General features: G+C 73.5%; 18 protein-coding genes. 3 read left to right on the forward strand and 15 right to left on the reverse strand.

What is annotated here, in order from left to right:
* Positions 1-37: 37 nt before the first annotated feature.
* From ACIRRU_RS00145 to rimP, 8 genes are all read right to left on the reverse strand, one after another.
* Complete coding sequence (locus ACIRRU_RS00145) at positions 38-3,616, reverse strand: serine protease (protein WP_403674257.1); 3,579 nt, start codon at positions 3,614-3,616, stop codon at positions 38-40.
* Positions 3,617-3,870: 254 nt separating this feature from the next.
* Positions 3,871-4,770, reverse strand: coding sequence for a tRNA pseudouridine(55) synthase TruB (gene truB, locus ACIRRU_RS00150; RefSeq protein WP_403674260.1), 900 nt, complete (start codon positions 4,768-4,770; stop codon positions 3,871-3,873).
* A complete protein-coding gene (gene rbfA / locus ACIRRU_RS00155) occupies positions 4,767-5,243 on the reverse strand; it encodes a 30S ribosome-binding factor RbfA (protein WP_363204322.1) in 477 nt (158 codons plus the stop codon). Before rbfA ends, truB begins: the two co-directional genes overlap by 4 nt.
* 36 nt (positions 5,244-5,279) lie before the next feature.
* Positions 5,280-5,573 carry a DUF503 domain-containing protein gene (locus tag ACIRRU_RS00160; RefSeq protein WP_350688063.1) on the reverse strand — a complete coding sequence of 98 codons (294 nt, stop codon included), beginning with the start codon at positions 5,571-5,573 and terminating at the stop codon, positions 5,280-5,282.
* A 199-nt stretch (positions 5,574-5,772) separates the two neighbouring features.
* Positions 5,773-8,865 (reverse strand): translation initiation factor IF-2, encoded by a 3,093-nt coding sequence (gene infB / locus ACIRRU_RS00165; RefSeq protein WP_403674264.1) that lies wholly within the window; start codon positions 8,863-8,865, stop codon positions 5,773-5,775.
* 148 nt (positions 8,866-9,013) lie between these two features.
* Positions 9,014-9,292, reverse strand: coding sequence for a YlxR family protein (locus ACIRRU_RS00170; protein WP_363204324.1), 279 nt, complete (start codon positions 9,290-9,292; stop codon positions 9,014-9,016).
* A gap of 113 nt (positions 9,293-9,405) precedes the next feature.
* Complete coding sequence (gene nusA / locus ACIRRU_RS00175) at positions 9,406-10,446, reverse strand: transcription termination factor NusA (RefSeq protein WP_403674267.1); 1,041 nt, start codon at positions 10,444-10,446, stop codon at positions 9,406-9,408.
* Between the two features lie 2 nt (positions 10,447-10,448).
* A complete protein-coding gene (gene rimP, locus ACIRRU_RS00180) occupies positions 10,449-10,946 on the reverse strand; it encodes a ribosome maturation factor RimP (protein WP_363204326.1) in 498 nt (165 codons plus the stop codon).
* Between the two features lie 174 nt (positions 10,947-11,120).
* Between rimP and ACIRRU_RS00185 the strand changes: the two genes are divergently transcribed.
* The 3 genes from ACIRRU_RS00185 to ACIRRU_RS00195 are packed head-to-tail and all read left to right on the forward strand — an operon-like array spanning position 11,121 to position 13,121.
* Positions 11,121-11,657 carry a hypothetical protein gene (locus ACIRRU_RS00185; RefSeq protein WP_403674271.1) on the forward strand — a complete coding sequence of 179 codons (537 nt, stop codon included), beginning with the start codon at positions 11,121-11,123 and terminating at the stop codon, positions 11,655-11,657.
* On the forward strand, positions 11,654-12,175 hold the full coding sequence (locus tag ACIRRU_RS00190; RefSeq protein ID WP_403674274.1) for a ferritin-like domain-containing protein: 522 nt from the start codon (positions 11,654-11,656) through the stop codon (positions 12,173-12,175). The genes ACIRRU_RS00185 and ACIRRU_RS00190 overlap by 4 nt, the downstream gene beginning before the upstream one ends.
* A gap of 31 nt (positions 12,176-12,206) precedes the next feature.
* Positions 12,207-13,121 carry an aminoglycoside phosphotransferase family protein gene (locus tag ACIRRU_RS00195; protein ID WP_403674276.1) on the forward strand — a complete coding sequence of 305 codons (915 nt, stop codon included), beginning with the start codon at positions 12,207-12,209 and terminating at the stop codon, positions 13,119-13,121.
* Positions 13,122-13,181: 60 nt separating this feature from the next.
* Here the strand turns inward: ACIRRU_RS00195 and ACIRRU_RS00200 are convergent, their stop codons facing one another.
* The 7 genes from ACIRRU_RS00200 to ACIRRU_RS00230 all read right to left on the reverse strand — a co-directional run bounded on the left by ACIRRU_RS00200 (position 13,182) and on the right by ACIRRU_RS00230 (position 22,729).
* Positions 13,182-14,885, reverse strand: coding sequence for a proline--tRNA ligase (locus tag ACIRRU_RS00200; RefSeq protein ID WP_403674278.1), 1,704 nt, complete (start codon positions 14,883-14,885; stop codon positions 13,182-13,184).
* 36 nt (positions 14,886-14,921) lie between these two features.
* Positions 14,922-15,524 carry a GNAT family N-acetyltransferase gene (locus ACIRRU_RS00205; protein ID WP_403674281.1) on the reverse strand — a complete coding sequence of 201 codons (603 nt, stop codon included), beginning with the start codon at positions 15,522-15,524 and terminating at the stop codon, positions 14,922-14,924.
* Positions 15,525-15,585: 61 nt separating this feature from the next.
* Entirely contained in the window at positions 15,586-16,428 is an 843-nt protein-coding gene (locus ACIRRU_RS00210; protein ID WP_403675567.1) for a GNAT family N-acetyltransferase, read from the reverse strand.
* A 168-nt stretch (positions 16,429-16,596) separates the two neighbouring features.
* Positions 16,597-17,751 carry a flavodoxin-dependent (E)-4-hydroxy-3-methylbut-2-enyl-diphosphate synthase gene (gene ispG / locus ACIRRU_RS00215; RefSeq protein ID WP_363204332.1) on the reverse strand — a complete coding sequence of 385 codons (1,155 nt, stop codon included), beginning with the start codon at positions 17,749-17,751 and terminating at the stop codon, positions 16,597-16,599.
* Between the two features lie 182 nt (positions 17,752-17,933).
* Positions 17,934-19,244: a M50 family metallopeptidase gene (locus tag ACIRRU_RS00220; RefSeq protein ID WP_403674284.1), complete on the reverse strand. Its 1,311-nt coding sequence runs from the start codon at positions 19,242-19,244 to the stop codon at positions 17,934-17,936.
* On the reverse strand, positions 19,241-20,494 hold the full coding sequence (gene dxr, locus ACIRRU_RS00225) for a 1-deoxy-D-xylulose-5-phosphate reductoisomerase (RefSeq protein ID WP_403674286.1): 1,254 nt from the start codon (positions 20,492-20,494) through the stop codon (positions 19,241-19,243). The genes ACIRRU_RS00220 and dxr overlap by 4 nt, the downstream gene beginning before the upstream one ends.
* A gap of 279 nt (positions 20,495-20,773) precedes the next feature.
* Entirely contained in the window at positions 20,774-22,729 is a 1,956-nt protein-coding gene (locus tag ACIRRU_RS00230; protein ID WP_363204335.1) for an acyl-CoA dehydrogenase family protein, read from the reverse strand.
* Positions 22,730-22,810 lie beyond the last annotated feature (81 nt).

The following is a 22,810-nucleotide window of genomic DNA, read 5'->3' on the forward strand; positions in this document are numbered from 1 at the left end:
GCTCCTCGCCCGAACCTGTGTACGTGTCGTCTGTCCCTTACGCAGGTCTAAGACTGCCATGCTCACGCCCCGCCGCCTGCATCGGCATCGGCATCGGCGGACGTGATGTCTCCAACGCCTCGACCGTGCGCCGGGCGCTCGGGCCGACGACCGCCGCCCACTCCTGCGGCGCGTCGGCGAGCCAGCGGGTGACGAGAGCGGCGAACCCGGGAACCTCCCGGGCCGCCGCGACCAGGCCCCGGTCGAAGCGGGCGGCGCCCTCGGAGGTACGGACGAGCAGCATCCCGGTGCGGTGGACGAGGGCGCGGGTACGGATCTCCGGGCGGCGCCCCGAGCCCTCGGCGGCGGCCCGCAGCAGGGCCTCCAGCACGCCCGGGTCCCGGCCGGTGGTCTGCTCGAACTCCAGCAGCACCTCCAGCAGCTCGGCCCGCAGCGGCCGGGAGTCGGCGCTCCCGGCCCCGGCCAGCACCCGGGCGAGCGCGGCCCGTACCGGCGGGGGCGCGGGACGGTCCCGGAGCAGCCCGGTCACCAGCGGCAGGAGCAGGGCGCGGGCGGCCGGGCCGTGCTCTAGGCGGAGGTCCACGTACTCCGCAGCGTCCGTGCCGTCCGCGGGGTGGGCGTCGATGTACTCCCGGACGAGCCCGGCGACGTGCAGGGCCAGCGCGGGCGTGTCGAGTCCGGCCAGGGCCCGCAGCACCGCTCCCCCGCCCTCGCCGGGGCGGGCCAGCCGGGCGCGGAGCGCGGCGATGACCGGCTCGGGGTGCGCGGGGAAGACCTCGGCGAGCAGCACGACGGGCAGCCGGGGGTCTCCGGCGGCGAACACCCGCAGGGCCACCGGCAGGTGGCGGTCCCGGGTCGCCGGGTCCCGGACGAGCAGGGTGAGCGCGGCCGCGTGCAGTTCACCGTCCTCCGGGCGGTCCAGCAGGATCTCGGCGGCCGAGCGGAGCAGGGCCCGGTCGCCCTCGGCGGCGACCCGGGGCTGGAGCAGTCCGGCGTACCGGGCGGCGGCGGAGCGGCGCGCGGGGCGGTCCTCGTCGCGGGCCCAGCGCTCCACGGCCCGGCAGAGCACGGTGGGCTCGTCCTCCGCGAGGGCGGCGAGCAGCTCACCCGCGCGCGGATGCGGGGTGGCGATCAGCGCGTCGGTGAGGACGTCGGGGGCGAGCTCGCGGCGGGCGTACAGCAGGGCCTGCGCGGCGGCGGCGACCGTGGGGCGCAGCGGCACCTCCGGCGCGCCGGGCCCCGCCATCAGGGGCCGCTCGTCGGTGAACCAGCGGCAGAGCAGCGGCATCACGGCGGCCGCGTCCAGCGCGAGGCGGCGGGCCACCGCGTCGAGATGCCGCTCGTCGCCGTCGGTGCGGGGCAGCCCGTCGGCGGGGACGAGGCGCCGCAGGAGGTCGATCCGGTCCTCCTCGGGCAGCCGCAGCCGCCGCCAGAACCAGGGGCCGAACTCCCCGTACGGGCCCGGCCCCCGCGGTCCGTGGGCGGCGGCGCCGCGGGTGATGCGCCCGGCGAGGACCCGCAGGACGCCGAGGTACGGGCGGGCGTCGGCGACCCGGAGCAGGCTGCCGCGGAGCAGGTGGGCCGCCCACCAGGCGGCGTCCTCGTCCCGGGGGCCGTCCTCTCCCCACAGCCGGTCCAGTGCCTCGATCAGATCGGCCATCCGGTGCGCCAGGGCGGCCGTGCCCTGACGGCGGCCCAGGAGGACCATGGCCTGGATCACCGGCCCGATGCGGTGCCGGGGCACCGGCAGGCTGCGGGGCTCCCGTTTGGCGCCGGAGCCGGTGTCCGGGCCCGGCTCGCCGCTCTCGCGGGGCGCCGCCGGGTCCGGGCCGGTGCTTCCCCGGTGCCAGCGGTGCACCAGGGAGCGCAGGGCCGCGTCCAGGTCCAGATGGGCGCCCTGGACCCAGTCGCCCAGCTCCTCGTGGGCGAAGCGGTAGCCCGCCCCGGCGGGGACGAGCAGGCCCTCGGCGAGGACGGCGGAGGCCCAGCCGGTGCGCCAGGGGAAGATCTCCTCGAACGCGGCCCGGTCCAGCTCCCCCTGGCCCGGTCCCAGGCAGCGGCGGGCCGCCTCGTGGACCTGGCCCGCCACCCGGGCGGCCAGCCGTCGCACGACGGTGCCCCGGGGTTGCTCGTCACCGTCGGCCGCGATCCGGACGGCGGCGCGCACGCACAGCAGGTCGAGGTGGGCGCCGAAGACGTCCTCGGTGTCGGGGCGGCCGGGGACCCCGGTCGGCAGGGCGGCGCGGACCTCGGCGAGCAGCCGCAGGGTGAGCGGGTGCCGGTCGTGGCCGGGTGCGAGGGCGGTGGCCGGGATGGCGAGGCGCTCCTTGGCCCGCTCGGCCTGCTCGGGGGTGAGGTCGCCGAGGCGGAGAGCGGGCGGCAGCCCCCGTGCGGGTCGGCTCGGGCGGTGCAGCGCGTGCGGCGGGTAGAGGGCGCCCGCGGTCTCCCAGTGCTCCGGGCGGCAGGCCACGACGAGCCGGACCCGGCGCTCCCGGAGCCAGGCGGCACTGGCGGCCGTCCACTCCGCGAGGCGGTGGGCCAGCAGGGGCGGCATCTCCTCGGGGCCGTCCAGGACCACCAGGAGGGGATGGCCCGCGTCGGCGGCGAGCCGGGCGACGCGCTCCGGGGTGGCCGTCGCCATGTCGCCGCGGGCCCCGGCGGCGGTGACGATGCGCGCGGACCGGTCGAGCGTGCGGCGGGCGGCGTCGGCGACGGTGGCGTCCTCGGCCAGCAGGTCGGCGCCGCGCAGCCAGAGCGTGGGAGCGGGCGCCGGGCCCTCGGCGCGGCGGGCGGCGAGGGCGGCCAGCTCGGTGGTGCGGCCGGTGCCGGGTGCGCCGACGAGGCCGAGCACCAGCCCCGTACCGGCCTCGAAGGCGGACAGCTCCGCGTGCACGTCCTCCCGGTCGACCGGGGCGGTAGGGGCGTCGGGGCCGCCGGCCGAGGCGACGGAGGTGGCGGTGAGCTGGAGCGCCCCGGCGAGGTTGAGGTCGGGGCCGAAGCCGGGGGCGGCCAGCGCGTTGCGGCGCAGCAGGGCGTCCAGCGTGTCGTCGGCGCCGCGGCTGATCGGCAGGGCGAGTCCGGCCGCCTCGTGCGGGGTGGTGAGGGCGGTGCACAGCACGCCGAGGACCGCGCCGGTGACCGGGTCGGTCACCGGTCCGCCGACCGCCGCGCCTCCGGAGCGCAGGGCGTCCCGGCCGTCGGTGCCCAGCGCCAGCTCCAAGGCGGCGGGGACCGGGTGGCCGCCGTCCGGGGTGGTGTAGGTGGCGGGGGTGGTGCCGAGCACCCGGGCCTCACGCCGTCCATGGGCGGCGATGTCGACGTAGCCGCCGGGCCCGGACCCGTCCCGTACGGCGATGGGCAGCGGCTCCGCGTCGAGCGCGTCGGGGCCGCCGGTGCGCAGCAGGGCCAGGCCCATCGCGGGCAGTGCGGTGATGTCGTCGGGGCCGACGGTGCAGGTGCGGCCGCCGGTGCCGTGCAGGAGGAAGGGGGCCGGGGAGACGACGGCCTGGTGGGCGGTGACGACCGTGCCCCGGTCGTCCGCGACGAAGCCGGTCCCTCGCGGCCGGCCGGCCTGATCGCAGATTCGTACCAGCTTCGACCGGTCCCCGCTACCCATGGTTCGACGGTAGGCGGCCGGTGATCCGCGCAGGCGCGCGGAGAGGGAAAGCGCCCCCCACGCCCCCGGCATTCACTCCGAGCGCCCGTCCATTGGGGTGAATGAGCGTGTCCCCCGGCGAGCAGGGATGGTGCCGGGGAGGGAAAGGTGAAGCGGGCACCGGTTGGGGGGTGGTGCCCGCTTCACACCGGACGGGCGCACGCCACCCGGGGTCCGCCGCCGGGGGGGGGGGGGCGGGGCGCGTCGGCCGGAGGTCAGGCGAAGACGGCGAGGCTCTTGGCCCTGCCCTTCTCCTGCTCCACGAGCACCAGGAACCTTCCGTCGGGTCCGAAGACGGCGACCGGTCCCGGCGGGTGGGCGGGCATGTCCAGCCGTACGCCGTTCAGGAGCAGCCTGGCCCGCTTCTCGTCCACGTCCCAGCGGGGGAAGGCCGCGGCGGCCGCCTCGGCGACCGGCATCACCGTCAGCTCCTCCTGGTGCTGGTCGAGCGTGCGAGCCGCGTCCAGGCCGTAGGGGCCGACGCGGGTGCGGCGCAGCGCGGTGAGGTGCCCGCCGACGCCGAGTCCGGCGCCGAGGTCCCGGGCGAGGGCGCGGATGTAGGTCCCCGAGGAGCAGACGACCGAGACGACCAGGTCCACCACCGGGGTGCCGTCCTCGGCGACGGCCTCGCGGACGTCGTGGACGCGGAAGGAGGAGACGGTGACCGGGCGGGCCGGGATCTCGAACTCCTCGCCGCCGCGCACCCGCGCGTAGGACCGCTTGCCGTCGATCTTGATGGCGCTGACCTTGGACGGGACCTGCATGATCGCGCCGGTCAGCGCGGCGACCCCGGCGTCGACGGAGTCCCGGGTGACGCCGGAGGCGTCGGTGGACGAGGTGATCTCGCCCTCGGCGTCGTCGGTGACGGTGTCCTGGCCGAGCCGGATCGTGCCCAGGTACTCCTTCTCGGTGAGCGCGAGGTGGCCCAGCAGTTTGGTGGCCCGCTGGACGCCGAGCACGAGGACCCCGGTCGCCATCGGGTCCAGCGTTCCGGCGTGGCCGACGCGTCGCGTACGGGCGATGCCGCGCATCTTGGCCACGACGTCGTGCGAAGTGAAGCCGGACGGCTTGTCGACAATGACAAGGCCGTCCGGCGTGGTGGTCTGCTCGGTCATGCGGAGGCCGGGCCCTCGCTCTTCTCGGAGGGTCCGTCGGTCTCGTCGTCCTCGTCCTCCGGCTTGCGGTACGGATCGGCCTCGCCCGCGTACTTCGCGCCCGTGGACACCTCGCGCACCTCCGCGTCCTTGGCCCGTGCCTTGTCCAGGAGGTCCTCGATGGTGCGGGCGTTGTCCGGGAGGGCGTCCGGCACGAAGGCCAGGGACGGCGTGAACCGGACCCCGGTCTGCCGGCCGACCTCGGAGCGCAGCACGCCCTTGGCGCTCTCCAGCGCCGCGGCGGAGGCGGCGCGCTCCTCGTCGTCACCGTAGACCGTGTAGAAGACCGTGGCCTCCCGCAGGTCGCCGGTAACCCGGGCGTCCGTGATCGTCACGAATCCCAGCCGCGGATCCTTGATTCGCCGGTCCAGGGTCTCCGCGACCACGACCTGGATGCGATCGGCCAGCTTGCGGGCCCGCGCGTTGTCGGTCACCGGTCCGTCACTCTTCCTTCTGATTTCGCTCGACTGTCAGTCTTCGTCACTGTGCAGCCGCCGTCTCACCGACAGCAGCTCCACCTCGGGGCGCGCGGCGACCAGCCGCTCGCACCGGTCCAGTACGTCCGTCAGGTGTCCGGTGTCCCCGGAGACCACGGCGAGGCCGATCTCGGCCCTGCGGTGGAGATCCTGCCCGCCGGTCTCGGCCACGCTCACCGCGTACTTGCGCTGGAGCTCGGCCACGATCGGGCGGACGACGGAACGCTTCTCCTTCAGCGACCGTACGTCGCCGAGGAGCAGGTCGAAGGACAAGGTCCCCACATACATGTGTTTCCGGATGTCCCGCCGGTACGGGTTCATGCCCCGCCGAAGCCTGCCGGGGACACCAGAACCGTACCGGAACGGCCGGGGCCGATCGACGGAAATTCGACCCGTCGACCGGCCCCGACCGTGGTGGAAGGGGCCGGGAGCACACTCCCGGAACCCCCTTCCGAAGCCCTGCGGGTCCTTTTGGACCCGAGGTCGATCAGCCTCGCGGCTTCTCGCGCATCTCGTACGTCGCGATGACGTCGTCGATCTTGATGTCGTTGAAGTTCCCGAGGTTGATACCGCCCTCGAAGCCTTCGCGGATCTCGGTGACGTCGTCCTTGAAGCGGCGCAGACCGGAGATGTTGAGGTTCTCCGCGACGACCTTGCCATCGCGCAGCAGGCGCGCCTTGGTGTTGCGCTTGACCTCGCCGGAGCGGACCAGCACACCGGCGATGTTGCCCAGCTTGGACGAGCGGAAGATCTCGCGGATCTCCGCCGTGCCCAGCTCGACCTCTTCGTACTCCGGCTTGAGCATGCCCTTGAGGGCCGCTTCGATCTCCTCGATCGCCTGGTAGATGACCGAGTAGTACCGGACGTCCACGCCTTCGCGCTCGGCCATCTGCTCGGCGCGCCCGGCGGCGCGCACGTTGAAGCCGATCACGATGGCGTCCGAACCCGTCGCCAGGTTGATGTCGGACTCGGTGACCGCACCGACGCCGCGGTGCAGGACCCGGATGTCGACCTCTTCACCGACGTCGAGCTGGAGCAGTGAGGACTCCAGGGCCTCCACCGAACCGGACGCGTCGCCCTTGATGATGAGGTTGAGCTCCTGGACCAGACCGGCCTTGAGCGCCTCGTCCAGGTTCTCCAGGGAGAACCGGACGCCCTTGCGGGCGAAGTTGGCGTTGCGCTCACGGGCCGCGCGCTTCTCGGCGATCTGACGGGCCGTACGGTCCTCGTCGACGACCAGGAAGTTGTCGCCCGCGCCCGGGACGTTGGTGAGACCGAGCACCAGGACGGGGGTCGAGGGACCCGCTTCCTGCACGTTCTGACCGTTGTCGTCGAGCATGGCGCGCACGCGGCCGTAGGCGTCGCCCACGACCATCGTGTCGCCGATGCGCAGCGTTCCGCGCTGGACCAGGACCGTCGAGACGGCACCGCGACCGCGGTCGAGGTGGGACTCGATGGCGATGCCCTGCGCGTCCTGGTCGGGGTTGGCCCGCAGGTCGAGCGAGGCGTCGGCGGTGAGGACGACGGCCTCCAGCAGCGCCTCGATGTTGAGGCCCTGCTTGGCGGAGATGTCGACGAACATGGTGTCGCCGCCGTACTCCTCGGCCACCAGACCGAACTCGGTGAGCTGACCGCGCACCTTGGTCGGGTCGGCGCCCTCGACGTCGATCTTGTTGACCGCGACCACGATCGGCACCTCGGCCGCCTTGGCGTGGTTCAGCGCCTCGATCGTCTGGGGCATCACACCGTCGTTGGCCGCCACCACGAGGATCGCGATGTCGGTCGACTTCGCACCACGGGCACGCATGGCGGTGAACGCCTCGTGACCCGGGGTGTCGATGAAGGTGATCTTGCGCTCTTCCTCGTTGACCTCGGTCGTGACCTGGTAGGCACCGATGTGCTGGGTGATGCCACCGGCCTCGCCCGCGACCACGTTGGTCTTGCGGATCGCGTCGAGGAGCCGGGTCTTACCGTGGTCGACGTGACCCATGACGGTCACCACCGGCGGACGGGAGACCAGGGCCTCTTCGCCGCCCTCGTCCTCGCCGAACTCGATGTCGAAGGACTCCAGGAGCTCGCGGTCCTCCTCCTCCGGGCTGACGATCTCCAGGACGTAGTTCATCTCCTCGGCGAGGAGCTTCAGCGTCTCGTCGGAGACGGACTGCGTGGCCGTCACCATCTCGCCGAGGTTCATCATCACGGCGACGAGCGACGCCGGGTTGGCGTTGATCTTCTCCGCGAAGTCGGTGAGCGAGGCGCCGCGCGACAGCCGGACGGCCTGTCCGTTGCCGCGGGGCAGCATGACGCCGCCGACCGACGGGGCCTGCATGGCCTCGTACTCCTGGCGCCTCTGCCGCTTCGACTTGCGGCCACGACGCGCGGGCCCGCCGGGACGGCCGAACGCACCCTGCGTGCCACCGCGGCCACCGGGACCACCCGGACGACCGCCGAAGCCGGGACGGCCGCCGAAGCCGCCGCCGCCACCGGGACGACCGGCACCGCCGCCGCCACCCGGACCGGCCGGACGCCCGGCGAAGCCGCCGCCACCGCCGCCACCGGGACGACCGGCGAAGCCGCCGCCACCACCGGGACGACCGCCGCCGCCACCGGGACGACCGCCGCCACCGGGACCACGGCCACCGCCGGGGCCACCACCGGGACGCGGGCCCGCGGCGGGACGCTGCGGCATCATGCCCGGGTTGGGGCGGTTACCGGCGGGGCCGCCGCCGGGACGCGGGGCCTGCGGACGGGGCATCCCGCCCGGAGAGGGACGGGCGCCGCCCTGTCCCTGACCACCCTGCGGACGCGGGGCGCCGCCGGGGCCGCTGCCCTGGGGGCGCGGGGCGCCGGGGCGCTCCGAGCCGCCACCGGGGCGCGGGGCACCGCCGGGACGGGGCGCCGAGGGGCGCGCCATGCCGGTGGAGCCGCCGGAGGTGAAGGGGTTGTTGCCCGGACGGGGACCGGCCGGACGGGCGCCGCCGGGGCGCGGGGCGCCCTGGCCCGCGGGACGCGCGGGACGGTCGCCGCCACGCTCGGCGCCGCGCTGGCCACCGTCGCGCTGACCGCCGGCCGGGGCCGGACGGGCGGGGGTGGGACGCGGGCCCGGGGTGGCGCCGGCGGGGCGCGGGGCCTGCGGGGCCGCGGGCCGCTCCGGGGCCGGTGCCGAGAACTCGGCGGCCGGGACCGGGGTGACGGGGGCCTTCGGCGCGGGCTTCGGGCCCGGACGGGGACCCGCCGACGGCGCGGAGGGCGCCGCGGGGGTGCTGCTCGGGGCCTCGGCGGCGGCCGGCTTGGGGGCCGGTGCGCCGGGCTTGGGGGCAGCGGGACGTGCCGCGGCGGCCGGGGAGGGCGCCGCGGGCTTCGCGGGCGACGCCTTGCGGGGCGCGCCAGGCTTCGCAGCGGACTTGCCGGCGTTGCCGCCGGGCCCCTGCAGTGCGTCGGTCAACTTGCGTACAACCGGCGCCTCGATCGTCGAGGACGCCGAACGGACGAATTCACCGAGTTCTTGGAGCTTGGCCATGACGACCTTGCTCTCGACGCCGAACTCCTTGGCGAGTTCGTATACCCGGACCTTAGCCACTTCGCTCCTTTTAGGTCCGGGTTACCGCCGGACCGTCGCTACTTCATGGGCGTACTCATCGCGTACTCATCGAGTGCTCATCGCAATCTCGACCTACTTCCAACTCGCGAGGTACCTGACCGCACGGGGTCCCGTGCCGTTCACTTTCCTACGGTGTCACCCGCTCGACGAACCGCGTCAGTGCCGCGGTGTCGAACGGCCCCTTGGCCTTGAAGGCCCGGGGGAACGCCCGGCGGCGGACCGCCAGGTCGAGACAGACAGAGGCGGGGTGCAGATAAGCACCCCGGCCGGGCAGCGTACCGCGTGGATCAGGGGCGCAGACGCCCTCGTCCACCACGATGCGCAGCAGCTCGCTCTTGGCCACTCGCTCCCGGCATCCCACACAGGTTCGCTCGGGACAAGCGCCAGCTTGCGTCCGGCCAGACACGTTTAAGTCTACCTCCCCGCACCGACCTCACCCCTTCGGGGCAAAGATCGAACGGATGTTGTCGTGATCTCAGCGGCGTACGGACCAGAACTATTCCCCGGACCGGCTCCGGGTCAACGCCTTTCCGAGCGCTCCCGGGCCCGCTCGGCCCGCTCGCGGTCGGCGGTCTCCCGCTCCGCGTCGGTCTCGGTGTCGGGCCGGATGTCGATGCGCCAGCCGGTGAGGCGGGCGGCGAGGCGGGCGTTCTGGCCCTCCTTGCCGATGGCCAGCGACAGCTGGTAGTCCGGCACGGTGACCCGGGCGGACCGGGCGCCGAGGTCCACGACCTCGACCTCGCTCACCCGGGCGGGCGACAGGGCGTTGGCGACCATCTCGGCCGGGTCGTCGGACCAGTCCACGATGTCGATCTTCTCGCCGTGCAGCTCGGCCATGACATTGCGGACGCGGCCGCCCATCGGGCCGATGCAGGCGCCCTTGGCGTTGAGACCCGACCGGGTGGAGCGGACCGCGATCTTGGTGCGGTGACCGGCCTCGCGGGCGATCGCGGAGATCTCGACGGAGCCGTCGGCGATCTCGGGGACCTCCAGGGCGAAGAGCTTCTTCACCAGGTTGGGGTGGGTGCGCGAGAGCGTCACCGAGGGGCCGCGTACGCCCTTGGCGACCCGGACGACGTAGGTGCGCAGCCGCAGGCCGTGGGTGTACTCCTCGCCGGGGACCTGCTCCTGCACCGGCAGGATGGCCTCCAGCTTGCCGATGTCGACCAGGACGTTCTTGGGGTCCTTGCCCTGCTGGACGACGCCCGTGACGACGTCGCCCTCGTGACCCGCGTACTCGCCGAAGGTCTTGTCGTCCTCGGCGTCGCGCAGCCGCTGGAGGATGACCTGCTTGGCGGTGGACGCCGCGATCCGGCCGAACCCGGAGGGGGTGTCGTCGAACTCCTTGGGCTCCTGGCCCTCTTCGAGGTCGGCGGGGTCCTCCGTGGCCCAGACCGTCACATGGCCGCGCTCGTCGATCCTGACGCGCGCCCGGCGGTAGCTGCCGTCGGTGCGGTGGTAGGCGATGAGGAGGGCCGATTCGATCGCCTCGACGAGCACGTCGAAGGGGATCTCCTTGTCCTGCGCCAAGCCCTTCAGAAGCTTCACATCGATGTCCACGGCTACGCCTCCTCTTCCTTCTTGTCCTTGCGGTTGAATTCGATCTCCACGCGCGCCTTGGCGATCTCCTCGAAGGCGAGGCGGCGGGCGGTGGGCTTGCGGCCCTTGACGCCGGGGACCTCCAGGTCGAGCCCGTCCTCGTCGACGGCGAGGACACGGGCGACCAGCTCGTCCCCCGCGGTCAGCTGGAACCGGGCCAGCCGGCCGGTGGCGCGTACGTAGTGGCGGTGCTCGGTGAGCGGGCGGTCCGCGCCCGGGGAGCTGACTTCGAGGACGTACTCGCCCTCGCCCATCGCGTCGGTCTCGTCCAGCTTCTCGGAGACCGCGCGGCTCAGCTCCGCACAGGCGTCCAGCTCCACGCCCTCGTCGGAGTCCACGATGATCCGCAGCACCCCGCGGCGGCCCGCCCGGGACACCTCGATCTCCTCCAGGTCCAGCTGGCGCGCGCTGACGAGCGGTTCCAGCAGCCCGCGCAGCCTCTCGCTCTGGGTGGTGCTCATCCGGGTGACTCCTCGGCCGCGTGTGCTGTTGTGGGATCGTCGTGCGTCAGGTCAAAGGGTATCCGGTCGTCAGGGGTGTTGCCGTCCGCCTCCCGCCGGTCACGGGTACGCTCACGTGCGGTGATCACATCAGGACAGATCCGGTCAGGACCGGTCCAGGCCCGAAGGAGAGACGTGCGGCGCACGGGGACGACGCGCAGGGGGGCGCTCACCGCGACGGGAGCCCTCGCCCTGGGTGCGGTGCTGACCGGCTGCGGGGGCGACGACGGGGCGGCGGACGGCGGTGGCTCCGCCCGCTCCGGCGGCCGGGCCGACGCGGTCCGGGAGGGGAACAGCCTGCGCCGGAAGGCGGCGCGCGATGGCGCCCAGCTGCTCGCCCGCTACGACCTGGTCGCCGAGGCCCACCCGGCCGCCGCGGCGGGCCTGGCACCCCTGCGGGCGGCCGTGGCGGCGCACGGGAAGGCACTGGCCCCGCCGCACGCCGATGACGCACCGGACGAAACCCCTCCGCCCGCTCCCGGCCCGGTCTCCGCCGACCTCGAGGCCGCGGTGCGGGAGCTGGCGGCGGCCGAGCGCGGCCGGGCCGACGCGCACACCGAGGCGCTGCTGACCGCTGAGCCCGAGCTGGCCCGGCTGCTGGCCTCGGTGGCGGCAGCCGCCGCGGCGCACGCGTACCTGCTGACCGAGCTGGCCGAGGAGACCGCCGCATGAGCATCCATAACGCCCGGCCGCCCGCCGGGGACGACGCCGACTCCCCCGCGCTGACCGCCGCCCAGGCGGCCCTGGCGGCCGAGCACGCCGCGGTCTACGGCTACGGCGCGCTGGGCGGCCGTCTCGACGGGAAGCGGCGTTCCGAGGCGAGCGCGGCGTTCGACGGGCACCGCGCGAGCCGGGACGCGCTGGCGCGGGCCGTCCGGGACCTGGGCGGCAGGCCGGTCGCCTCGGACGCCGCGTACGCCCTGCCGTTCGCGGTCGCCGACGCCCCCTCGGCGGTGCGGCTCGCCGCGGTGCTGGAGGACCGGGTCGCGGGCGCCTACGCCGATCTCGTACGGGCTGCCGAGGGCCCGCTGCGCGGCCGGGCCGCGGGCGCGCTGCGCGAGGCGGCGGTGCGGTCGGCCCGGTGGCGGGGCGGCAACGTAGCCTTTCCGGGGCTCGCCGAGCGGGCCGCAGGCGCCGACCCGGCCGCGACGGCCCCCGTCGAGGCCGCCGGGGCCGGCGGGACGCGCTGACACGAGGAACCGGAAAGGGACCACACGACGTATGGGTTGGGAACCGCCGCAGCGCCTGGTGCGCGCGCTCGGTGAGATGTACGGGGACGAGGCGACGGCCGACTGGCTCGACGGGCTCCCCGCACTGGCCGGACGGGCGCTGGCGGCCGGGGACGGCCTCACCGCGGAGCGGGTCGCCGCCCCCGGCGGGCGCAGCTCGATGGTGGTTCTGGTGCGGCGGGCCGACGGGACCGGGGCAGCGCTGAAGATCGCCCCGCCGGCCGCCGGGATCGAGCAGGAGCGGGCGGCCCTGGAGCACTGGAACGGCTGGGGCACGGTGCGGGTGCTGGACGCCCCCGGCCCGGACGTTCCCGGTGCGCTGCTGCTGGAGCGGCTGCACCACGAGGTGTCCCTGCGCTCGCTGCCGGAGGCGAAGGCGCTGCTGGAGGCGGCGGGCACGGTGCGGCGGCTGTGGGTGGAGCCGCCCGCCGGGCACCCCTTCGAGAGCGTGGCGGAGCGGACCGGGCGGCAGAGCGCCGGGATGCGGGCGGCCGCCGAGGCCGATCCGGAGCTGGCCCCGCTGGTCGACGCGGCACTCGCGGCGCGTGCCGAGCTGATCGAGGCGCCCGGCGAACTCATCCTGCTGCACGGCAACTTCCGGCAGAGCAAGGTACTGGCCGGGGAGCGGGCACCGTGGCTGACGGTGGGCCCGGAACCGGTGGTGGGAGAGCGCGCCTACGACCTGGCGCGGCTGGTGCGGGACCGGGTGGAGGATCTGATCGCGGCCTCCGGCGGACCGGCGACGGCGCGGCGGCGGGTCAAGAGGCTGGCGGAGTCGCTGGAGGTGGAGCAGGCGCGGCTGCACGGCTGGACGCTGTTCCGGGCGGTGGAGTCGGGGACCCGGGCGCTGGCCGAGGGGCGGCGGCAGATGGGCGAGGTCAACCTGGAGTTCGCGGGCTGGCTGTAGTCCTGTCCTGCGGCGAGGCCCCCCGCGCCGGGACGCGGGGGGCCTCGCCGCAGGGGCTGGTCAGCCCAGGTCGGACGTGAGGCGGGCGACGGCCTCCTCGACGGTCAGCTCCTCGCGCTCGCCGGTGCGGCGGTCCTTCAGCTCCAGCACCCCGTCGGCGGAGCGGCGACCCGCGACGAGGATCCGGGGCACGCCGATCAGCTCGGAGTCGGTGAACTTCACGCCGGGCGAGACGCCCGCCCGGTCGTCGACCAGGACCCGCAGCCCGGCCTCGCTGAGCTTCTCCGAGACCTCCAGGGCCAGTTCGGTCTGGAGTGCCTTGCCCGCGGCGACGACGTGGACGTCGGCCGGGGCGATCTCCCGGGGCCAGCACAGGCCCTTGTCGTCGGCGGTCTGCTCGGTGAGGGCGGCCACGGCGCGGGAGACGCCGATGCCGTACGAGCCCATCGTGACGCGGACGGGCTTGCCCTGCTGGCCGAGGACGTCGAGCTGGAAGGTGTCGGCGTACTTGCGGCCGAGCTGGAAGATGTGGCCGATCTCGATGGCGCGGTCCAGGGTGAGACCGGTGCCGCACTTGGGGCAGGGGTCGCCCTCCTCGACCACGACGACGTCCAGGTACTGGTCGACCTCGAAGTCCCGGCCCGCGACGACGTTCCTCGCGTGCCTGCCGTCCTTGTTGGCGCCGGTGATCCAGGTGGTGCCCGGGGCGACGCGGGGGTCGGCGAGGTAGCGGACCTTCTCCAGGCCCTGGGGGCCGACGTAGCCCCGTACGAGGTCGTCGCGGCCCACGAAGTCCTCGGCGGTGACCAGTTCCACGACGGCGGGCGCCAGATGCTCGCCGAGCTTGCCGAGGTCGACCTCGCGGTGGCCGGGGACGCCGACGGCGACGATCTCGCCGTCCACCTTGACCAGCAGGTTCTTCAGGGTGGCGGAGGCGGGCACGCCCAGGTGCGCGGCGAGGGTCTCGATGGTCGGGGTGTCGGGGGTGTCCAGCTCCTCGACCGGGCCGTGCGCCGAGCCGTCGACCGGGGCGAGCGCGAAGGTCACGGCCTCGGTGTTGGCGGCGTAGTCGCAGTTCGGGCAGTCCGCGAAGGTGTCCTCACCGGCGGCCGCGGGGGCCAGGAACTCCTCCGAGGCGGAGCCGCCCATCGCGCCGGAGACGGCGGAGACGATGCGGTGGTCCAGACCGAGCCGCTGGAAGATCTTGATGTACGCGGCCCGGTGCAGGGCGTAGGAGTGCGCGAGGCCCTCGTCGGTGGTGTCGAAGCTGTACGAGTCCTTCATCTGGAACTCGCGGCCGCGGAGCACGCCGGAGCGGGGCCGCGCCTCGTCGCGGTACTTCGTCTGGATCTGGTAGAGCATCACCGGCAGGTCCTTGTAGGACGTGCACTGGTCCTTGACGGTCTGGGTGAAGATCTCCTCGTGGGTCGGGCCCAGGAGGTAGTCGCCGCCCTTGCGGTCCTTGAGGCGGAAGAGCAGGTCGCCGTACTCCTCCCAGCGGCCGGACGCCTCGTAGGGCTCCTTCGGCAGCAGGGCGGGGAGCAGGACCTCCTGGGCGCCGATGGCGTCCATCTCCTCGCGGACCACGTTCGAGATGTTGTCCAGGACCTTCTTGCCGAGCGGCAGCCAGGTCCAGATTCCGGCCGCGTTACGGCGGACGTAACCGGCGCGGACCAGCAGCTTGTGGCTGAGCGTCTCGGCGTCCGCCGGGTCGTCGCGCAGTGTCTTGATCATCAATCGGGACATGCGCTGGACCTGGGCCATGGTGAACTCCTGCTCGCGAAAGTGGTGAGCCCGAGGTTAACCGGGGGGCGCGGGCGGGCGGAAATCCATTCGGCCCGGGGGGCGGAGCAGCGGCAGGGGCGCACCCATGACCGCGTACGGCTGCGGGGCGCTGGGGAACACGACCTGGCGGGCCAGGTCGCGGTAGCCGAGGGAGCGGTACAGGGCGCGGGCCGGGCTGTCCTTGTCGATCGCGGAGAGGATCGAGCGGGGCTGCGGGACGGCGTCGGTGATGGCGGTGATCAGCGTGCGGCCGATGCCGTGCTGCTGGTGGCGGGGGTGGACGTGGAGTTCGGTGATGACGAAGGAGTCGTCCAGCCAGTCGTCGGAGCCGGTGGCGCGCAGGTAGGGCTCGACGACGGTGGACCACCACTGGGCGCGGTCGTTGGGCAGTCCGTAGACGAAGCCGACGAGCCGCCCGGTGGGGGTGAGGGCACCCAGCGCACGGGCGTGCGGGTGCTCCAGGTGGCGCAGGACGATGTGGCGGCGTACGTCGATCTCGTCCTGGGTGAGCCCGAAGGCGGCGGCCTGGACGAGCAGGGCTTCGTCGACGCGGGCGGCCAGGTCGACGGGGCCGATCTCGACGTCGGGTGCTGCGGGGCCTTCTCCGGGGGCTGCCATGCCGGAACCCTACTGGCCGGGGCGGGCGCCCGGGTGGGCGAGGCTCAGGCGAGCGGCCCGCTCAGAACAGGACGCTCATGAACGCGCCGGTCTCGCGGAAGCCGACGCGTCGATAGGCCTTGCGGGCAGGGGTGTTGAAGTCGTTGACGTACAGGCTGACGACCGGGGCGACATCGGCCAGGGCGAAGCGCACGACGGCGGCCATACCGGTCTCGGAGAGCCCCTGGCCCCGGTGTTCGGGGGCGACCCAGACGCCCTGGATCTGGCAGGCCTGGGGGGTGGCGGCGCCGATCTCGGCCTTGAAGACCACCTTGCCGTCGTCGATCCGGGCGAAGGAGCGTCCGGCACCGATGAGTTCGGCGACCCGGGCCTGGTAGAGGAGTCCGCCGTCGCCGGCCAGCGGGGAGACGCCGACCTCCTCGGTGAACATCGCGACGCAGGCCGGCATCAGGACGTCCGTCTCGTTCTTGCGGATGCGCCGGACCAGCGGGTCGGGGGTGACGTCGGCGGAGAGGCTCTCGGTGACCATGAGCGGCTGGTTGGCGCGGACTTCGCGGGCGGGGCCCCAGCTCGGTTCGAGGTGCCGCCACAGCAGGGCGGTGGGTTCGGCGGGGCCGACGATGGAGGAGCAGCGGCGTCCGGCCCGGCGGGCCCGGTCGGCGAAGGCGCGGACGGCCTCGGGTCCGGCGCAGATGGGGACAAGGTTGGCACCGGAGTAGCACAGGGAGCGGAGCCTGCCGTCCGCGTACCAGCCCCACATCTCGCCGCCCAGGCGCCAGGGGTCGAGCCCCGCGACGTGGACGCGGGACGTCACGAAGGCGTTGGCCACGGGCTCGCTCTCCAGGATGGCGAGCGCTGCGCCGAGGTCGCTGGGTTCGAGGACCCGGGTGGTGGTCTGCGTCAACACGAGGGGGCCTCACCATGCGGTCTGCTGATTTCCGCACTGTAACCGACCCGGCTGTCGAACGCTGCCCGAGTCCGGGAGCCCGCTTCCGGACGCACGACCGCCCCGCCGGGCGCGGGCCCGGCGGGGCGGTCGGAGCGGGAGGGGCGGGGCCTGCGGGGCCCGTGGTCAGCTGATGGAGACCTCGGGTTCGCCGGACAGGACGCCGTCCTTCTCCATCTGCTCGGCGATCTTCATGGCCTCTTCGATGAGGGTCTCGACGATCTTCGACTCGGGGACGGTCTTGATGACCTCGCCCTTGACGAAGATCTGGCCCTTGCCGTTACCGGAAGCGACGCCGAGGTCGGCCTCGCGGGCCTCCCCGGGGCCGTTGACGACGCAGCCCATGACGGCGACGCGGAGCGGCACCTCCATGCCCTCCAGTCCCGCGCTGACCTGGTCGGCGAGCTTGTAGACGTCGACCTGGGCGCGGCCGCAGGACGGGCAGGAGACGATCTCCAGGCGGCGCTGCTTGAGGTTCAGCGCCTCCAGGATCTGGAGACCGACCTTGACCTCCTCGGCGGGCGGGGCCGAGAGGGAGACGCGGATGGTGTCGCCGATGCCCTCGGAGAGCAGCGCGCCGAACGCGACGGCCGACTTGATGGTGCCCTGGAACGCCGGTCCGGCCTCGGTGACGCCGAGGTGGAGGGGGTAGTCGCTCTGCGCGGCGAGCTGGCGGTAGGCGTTGACCATCACGACCGGGTCGTTGTGCTTGACCGAGATCTTGATGTCGCCGAAGCCGTGCTCCTCGAAGAGGGACGCCTCCCACAGGGCCGACTCGACGAGGGCCTCGGGGGTGGCCTTGCCGTACTTCTTCAGGAGCCGCGCGTCCAGGGAACCGGCGTTGACGCCGATCCGGATCGGCGTGCGGGTCTCGTTCGCCGCCTTGGCGATCTCCTTGACCTTGTCGTCGAACTGCTTGATGTTGCCGGGGTTGACCCGGACCGCCGCGCAGCCCGCGTCGATCGCCGCGAAGACGTACTTCGGCTGGAAGTGGATGTCCGCGATCACCGGGATCTGCGACTTCTTCGCGATGGTGGCGAGCGCGTCGGCGTCGTCCTGCGTGGGGCAGGCGACCCGGACGATCTGGCAGCCGGACGCCGTCAGCTCGGCGATCTGCTGGAGCGTGGCGCCGATGTCGGAGGTGCGGGTCGTCGTCATCGACTGCACCGACACGGGCGCGTCACCGCCGACCGCGACCGTGCCGACCTGGATCTGTCGGCTGACCCTGCGGTCGGCGAGCTTGGTCGGAACGGCCGGCATTCCGAGAGAAATCGCAGTCATGCGCTGTGCATCCCCAAGGTGTGGATCGAGGTCCCGAGATCGGCGGGCTCCGGCCTTCGAGGTTACGGCACCGGAGCCGGAGCGGACGCACCCGTGTCGACATGTCCACCGCTCGGTGAGCGGCCGGACACCATGGGTGTGCCCGGCCGTCACCTGAGGGACGGGTGGGGTGCGTGGGACGGTCAGCTGATCTTGACCGGGTTCACGATGTCGGCCACCAGGACCAGCAGGGTGAAGCAGATGAAGAGTCCGGCCACCACATAGGCGACCGGCATCAGCCGTGCCACGTCGAACGGGCCCGGGTCGGGGCGCCGGAAGACCTTGGCCGTGTTGCGGCGCAGCGACTCCCACAGGGCCCCCGCGATGTGCCCGCCGTCCAGCGGGAGCAGCGGGAGCATGTTGAACAGGAACAGCGAGAGGTTGAAGCCCGCCAGCAGGAACAGCATCATCGCGACCTGGTTCTGCGCCGGGATGTCGAGGTTCATCACCTCGCCGCCGATCCGGGCCGCGCCCACCACGCCCACCGGCGAGTCGTCGGCGCGCTGGCCGTCGCTGAAGGCGGCGTCCCACAGTGCCGGGATCTTGGAGGGCAGCGCGATGATCGAGTCGACGCCGTTCTGGATCATGTCGCCCATCCGGACGACGGAGTCGCCGAAGGAGAGCGGCACGATCTCGGTCTGCGCGGCGAAGCCCAGGTAGCCCGCCTTGACGAACTGGTCGGGGACGACCTCGCCCCGGGAGTCCTTCTTGGCGACGGCGTTCTCGCGCAGGACGGCGTCGAGGGTGATTTCCTGGCCGCCGCGCTCGACGGTGATGGTGGCGGGGCCGATGGTCTCGCGGATGCGGTCGGAGAGCGTCGCCCAGTCGTCGACCCGCTGCCCGTCGAAGGCGACGATCTTGTCGCCCTCCTGGAGACCGGCGGCCTGGGCCGGGGAGACGGGGTCGGTGTCCTTGCAGGTGTCGCGCTTGTCGCTCTGCGAGATGACGCACCGCTGGACGCCCGCGACCTCGGTGGTCTGGGTCTGGAAGCCGAAGGTCATCGCGACGCCCATGAAGATGGCGACCGCGAGGATCAGGTTCATGAACGGGCCGGCGAACATCACGATGACGCGCTTCCACGGCTTGCGCGTGTAGAAGAGCCGCTTCTCGTCGCCCGGCTCCAACTCCTCGAACGCGGCGGAGCGGGCGTCCTCGATCATGCCCCGCCACGGTGAGGTGGAGCGGGCTTCGAGACGGCCGTCGGGGCCCGGCGGGAACATCCCGATCATGCGGATGTAGCCGCCCGCCGGGATGGCCTTGATGCCGTACTCGGTGTCGCCCTTCTTCCTCGACCAGATCGTCGGGCCGAAGCCGACCATGTACTGCGGGACCCGGATGCCGAACATCTTGGCCGTGGAGAGGTGGCCCAGTTCGTGCCAGGCGATGGAGAAGAGCAGGCCCACGACGAAGACGGCGATCCCCAGGACCGTCAGCAGGACCGAGGTCAGACTCATGCGCGCGCCTCCGCTGTCGCTTTCGCCGAGAGTTCCCGGGCCCGTGCGCGGGCCCAGGTTTCCGCTTCGAGGACGTCCGCGACGCTGAGCGAGGTTCCCGGGGCGGGGGTGCCGTGTTCGGACACCACAGCGGTGACCGTATCCATGATTCCGTTGAACGGCAGCCGTCCGGCGAGGAACGCGTCGACGCATTCCTCGTTGGCCGCGTTGAACGCTGCGGGCGCGGTGCCGCCGAGGGCGCCGACGTGCCGGGCGAGGCCGACGGACGGGAAGGCCTCGGTGTCCAGCGGGAAGAACTCCCAACGGGAGGCCTGGGTCCAGTCGAAGGCGGGGGCGGCGTCCGGGACCCGCTCGGGCCAGCCGAGGCCGATGGCGATGGGGCCGCCCATGTCGGGCGGGGTGGCCTGGGCGAGGGTGGAGCCGTCGCTGAACTCGACCATGGAGTGCACGTAGGACTGCGGGTGGACCACGACCTCGATGCGGTCGAAGGGGATGTCGTAGAGGAGGTGCGCCTCGATGACCTCCAGCCCCTTGTTGACGAGCGTCGCGGAGTTGACCGTGATGACCGGGCCCATGGCCCAGGTCGGGTGGGAGAGGGCCTGCTCCCGGGTGACGTCGGCCAGTTCCTCACGCGTACGGCCCCGGAAGGGCCCGCCCGAAGCGGTGACGACGAGCTTGCGGACGTCGGCGCGGGTCCCGGCCGCCAGGGCCTGGAAGAGCGCGGCGTGCTCGGAGTCGACCGGGATGATCTGCCCGGGGGCGGCCAGCGCCTTCACCAGCGGGCCGCCGACGATCAGCGACTCCTTGTTGGCGAGGGCCAGCGTGCGGCCCGCCTTCAGCGCGGCGAGGGTCGGGGCGAGCCCGATGGAGCCGGTGATGCCGTTGAGCACGGTGTGGCACGCGCTCGCGGCGAGGGTGGCGGCGGCGTCGGGTCCGGCGAGGATCTCGGGAAGCGGCTCCCCGGCCCCGTACCGCGCACCCAGCGCCTCGCGCAGGGCGGGAACCGCGTCCGGGTCGGCGACGGCGACCGTGTCCACTCGCAGCAGGCGGGCCTGCTCGGCGAGGAGGGCGGTCCGGCCGCCGGCGGCCGAGAGCGCGGTGACCCGGAAGCGGTCGGGGTTGCGCAGGACCAGGTCGATGGCCTGGGTGCCGATGGACCCGGTGGAGCCGAGGATCACCAGATCCCGGCGGCCGGCCGCGGCGTCGAAGACGAGATGCGGATCGGCGAGGGGGGCGGGGCTGTCGCTCATGCCCCCCATTGTTGCCGCTCCGGCTGTGTACGGGGACAGCGCGTCCCGGTGGGGCGGGGATTCGTCCGCGCCCCGGCCGGAATCGGGGCGGCGCGGAAGCGGTACGGAGGAGGGGGCGGGCCTGGTGGGCCGGAAGCGGTACGCAGGGGGCGCGCCGGACGGGCCGGGAGCGGTGCGGAGGAGGGGGCGGCGCCGAGACGGTACGGCGGAGGGGGCGCGCCGGGCGGGCCCGGGGGCGGCTGGACGCCACTGGACGCGCCCCCTCCGGGGCGTACGTGGTCAGCGCACGGGCCGGTGCTGGTTGTCCTGGGCGGAGGGTCCGGGGGTGGCGTCCGCGATCCAGGGGCCTTCGCCGCTGGGGTCCACGACGCCCTCCTCCAGCCAGGTGTACGTCCCCGTCAGGACGCCGTCCACGACGCGCCCATCGAGGTCGTCGGTGTTGGACCACAGGCGGGTGAACAGCTCCTCCACCCGGATGCGGGCCTGCTCGCAGAAGGCGTCCGCGAGCTGGTAGGCCTCCCGGCCGTGGTCTCCCGCGCCGCGCAGATGCTCGGCGCGGACGCAGGCGGCGCTCATCGCGAACAGCTCCGCGCCGATGTCGACGATCCGGCCGAGGAAGCCCTGTTTGGTCTCCATCCGGCCCTGCCAGCGGGACATGGCGTAGAAGGTGGAGCGGGCGAGCTTGCGGGAGGCCCGCTCGACGTACCGCAGATGGCCGGAGAGGTCCCGGTGGCCGGAGGGGTGGAACGCGGCGTACGCCGTCGGCAGCAGGCCCGGACCCGTGACGAGCTTCGGCAGCCAGCGGGCGTAGAACCCGGCGGCGTCGGCACCCGCCCTGGCCTTGGCGGACAGCGGCTTGTCGGGGTCGATGATGTCGCCCGCGACCTTGAGGTGGGCGTCGACGGCCTCGCGGGCGATCAGCAGGTGCATGATCTCGGTGGAGCCCTCGAAGATCCGGTTGATGCGCATGTCGCGCAGCATCTGCTCGGCCGGGACGGCCCGCTCCCCGCGCGCGGCCAGCGACGCGGCGGTCTCGAACCCGCGCCCGCCGCGGATCTGGACCAGTTCGTCGGCGATCAGCCAGCCCATCTCGGAGCCGTACAGCTTGGCGAGGGCGGCCTCGATACGGATGTCGTTGCGGTCCTCGTCGGCCATCTGCGAGGAGAGGTCGACGACGGCCTCCAGGGCGAAGGTGGTGGCCGCGATGAAGGAGATCTTCTTCCCGACCGCCTCGTGCCGCGCGACCGGCCTGCCCCACTGCTCGCGTACGGCGGACCACTCCCGGGCGATCTTCAGGGACCACTTGCCGACGCCGACACACATCGCGGGCAGCGACAGCCGCCCGGTGTTGAGGGTGGTGAGGGCGATCTTCAGCCCGGCGCCCTCCGGTCCGATCCGGTGCGCGCCGGGCACCCGCACCTGGTGGAAGCGGGTGACGCCGTTCTCGATGCCGCGCAGCCCCATGAAGGCGTTGCGGTGCTCGACGGTGACCCCGGGAGCGTCCGCCTCGACGACGAACGCGGTGATGCCGCCGGGGTGGCCCTCGGATGCGGGGACCCGGGCCATGACGACCAGCAGGTCGGCGACGACGCCGTTGGTGGTCCAGAGCTTGACGCCGTCGAGGAGGTAGTCGGGCCCGTCGGGTACGGCGGTGGTGGCGAGGCGGGCGGGGTCGGAGCCGACGTCGGGCTCGGTGAGGAGGAAGGCGGAGATGTCGGTGGTGGCCAGCCGGGGCAGGAAGACGTCCCGTTGCTCCTGGGTGCCGAAGATCTTCAGGGGCTGCGGTACGCCGATCGACTGATGCGCGGAGAGGAGGGCGCCGATCGCGGGGCTGGCGGAGCCGACGAGCGCCAGCGCCTTGTTGTAGTACACCTGGGTGAGGCCCAGCCCGCCGTACTTGGTCTCGATCTTCATCCCGAGGGCGCCGAGCCGCTTGAGCCCGTCGATCACCTCATCGGGGATCTTCGCCTCGCGCTCGATGCGGGCGCTGTCGATCTCCGTCTCGCAGAACCGCCGCAGCCGCGCCAGGAACTCCTCGCCGCGCCGGACGTCGTCGGGCGGCGGCTGGGGGTGGGGGTGGATCAGATCGAGCCGGAAGCGGCCGAGGAACAGCTCCTTGGCGAAGCTGGGCTTGCGCCAGTCCTGCTCCCGGGCGGCCTCGGCGACCCGTCGCGCCTCGCGCTCGGTGACCCGGGGGGCCTTGGGGACCTGCGGTGTGTTGTGTGGTGCGGACATGAGGGACCTCACCTCGTCGCGCGTCGCGGGACGGGGGCCGCCCCCGGACACACGGGTCGCTAGTCGCTGCTACTGGTCCGT

It is taken from the genome of Streptomyces sp. NPDC101181, assembly GCF_044767975.1.
Lineage (GTDB): Bacteria > Actinomycetota > Actinomycetes > Streptomycetales > Streptomycetaceae > Streptomyces.

What these genes read in the sequence shown, in the direction of transcription:
- ACIRRU_RS00145 (WP_403674257.1), bottom strand. Translation starts at nt 3,616, where the DNA reads ATGGGTAGCGGGGACCGGTCGAAGCTGGTACGAATCTGCGATCAGGCC.
- truB (WP_403674260.1), bottom strand. Translation starts at nt 4,770, where the DNA reads ATGACCGAGCAGACCACCACGCCGGACGGCCTTGTCATTGTCGACAAG.
- ACIRRU_RS00160 (WP_350688063.1), bottom strand. Translation starts at nt 5,573, where the DNA reads ATGTATGTGGGGACCTTGTCCTTCGACCTGCTCCTCGGCGACGTACGG.
- rimP (WP_363204326.1), bottom strand. Translation starts at nt 10,946, where the DNA reads ATGAGCACCACCCAGAGCGAGAGGCTGCGCGGGCTGCTGGAACCGCTC.
- ACIRRU_RS00190 (WP_403674274.1), top strand. Translation starts at nt 11,654, where the DNA reads ATGAGCATCCATAACGCCCGGCCGCCCGCCGGGGACGACGCCGACTCC.
- ACIRRU_RS00195 (WP_403674276.1), top strand. Translation starts at nt 12,207, where the DNA reads ATGGGTTGGGAACCGCCGCAGCGCCTGGTGCGCGCGCTCGGTGAGATG.
- ACIRRU_RS00200 (WP_403674278.1), bottom strand. Translation starts at nt 14,885, where the DNA reads ATGGCCCAGGTCCAGCGCATGTCCCGATTGATGATCAAGACACTGCGC.
- ACIRRU_RS00205 (WP_403674281.1), bottom strand. Translation starts at nt 15,524, where the DNA reads ATGGCAGCCCCCGGAGAAGGCCCCGCAGCACCCGACGTCGAGATCGGC.
- ispG (WP_363204332.1), bottom strand. Translation starts at nt 17,751, where the DNA reads ATGACTGCGATTTCTCTCGGAATGCCGGCCGTTCCGACCAAGCTCGCC.
- ACIRRU_RS00220 (WP_403674284.1), bottom strand. Translation starts at nt 19,244, where the DNA reads ATGAGTCTGACCTCGGTCCTGCTGACGGTCCTGGGGATCGCCGTCTTC.
- dxr (WP_403674286.1), bottom strand. Translation starts at nt 20,494, where the DNA reads ATGAGCGACAGCCCCGCCCCCCTCGCCGATCCGCATCTCGTCTTCGAC.
- ACIRRU_RS00230 (WP_363204335.1), bottom strand. Translation starts at nt 22,729, where the DNA reads ATGTCCGCACCACACAACACACCGCAGGTCCCCAAGGCCCCCCGGGTC.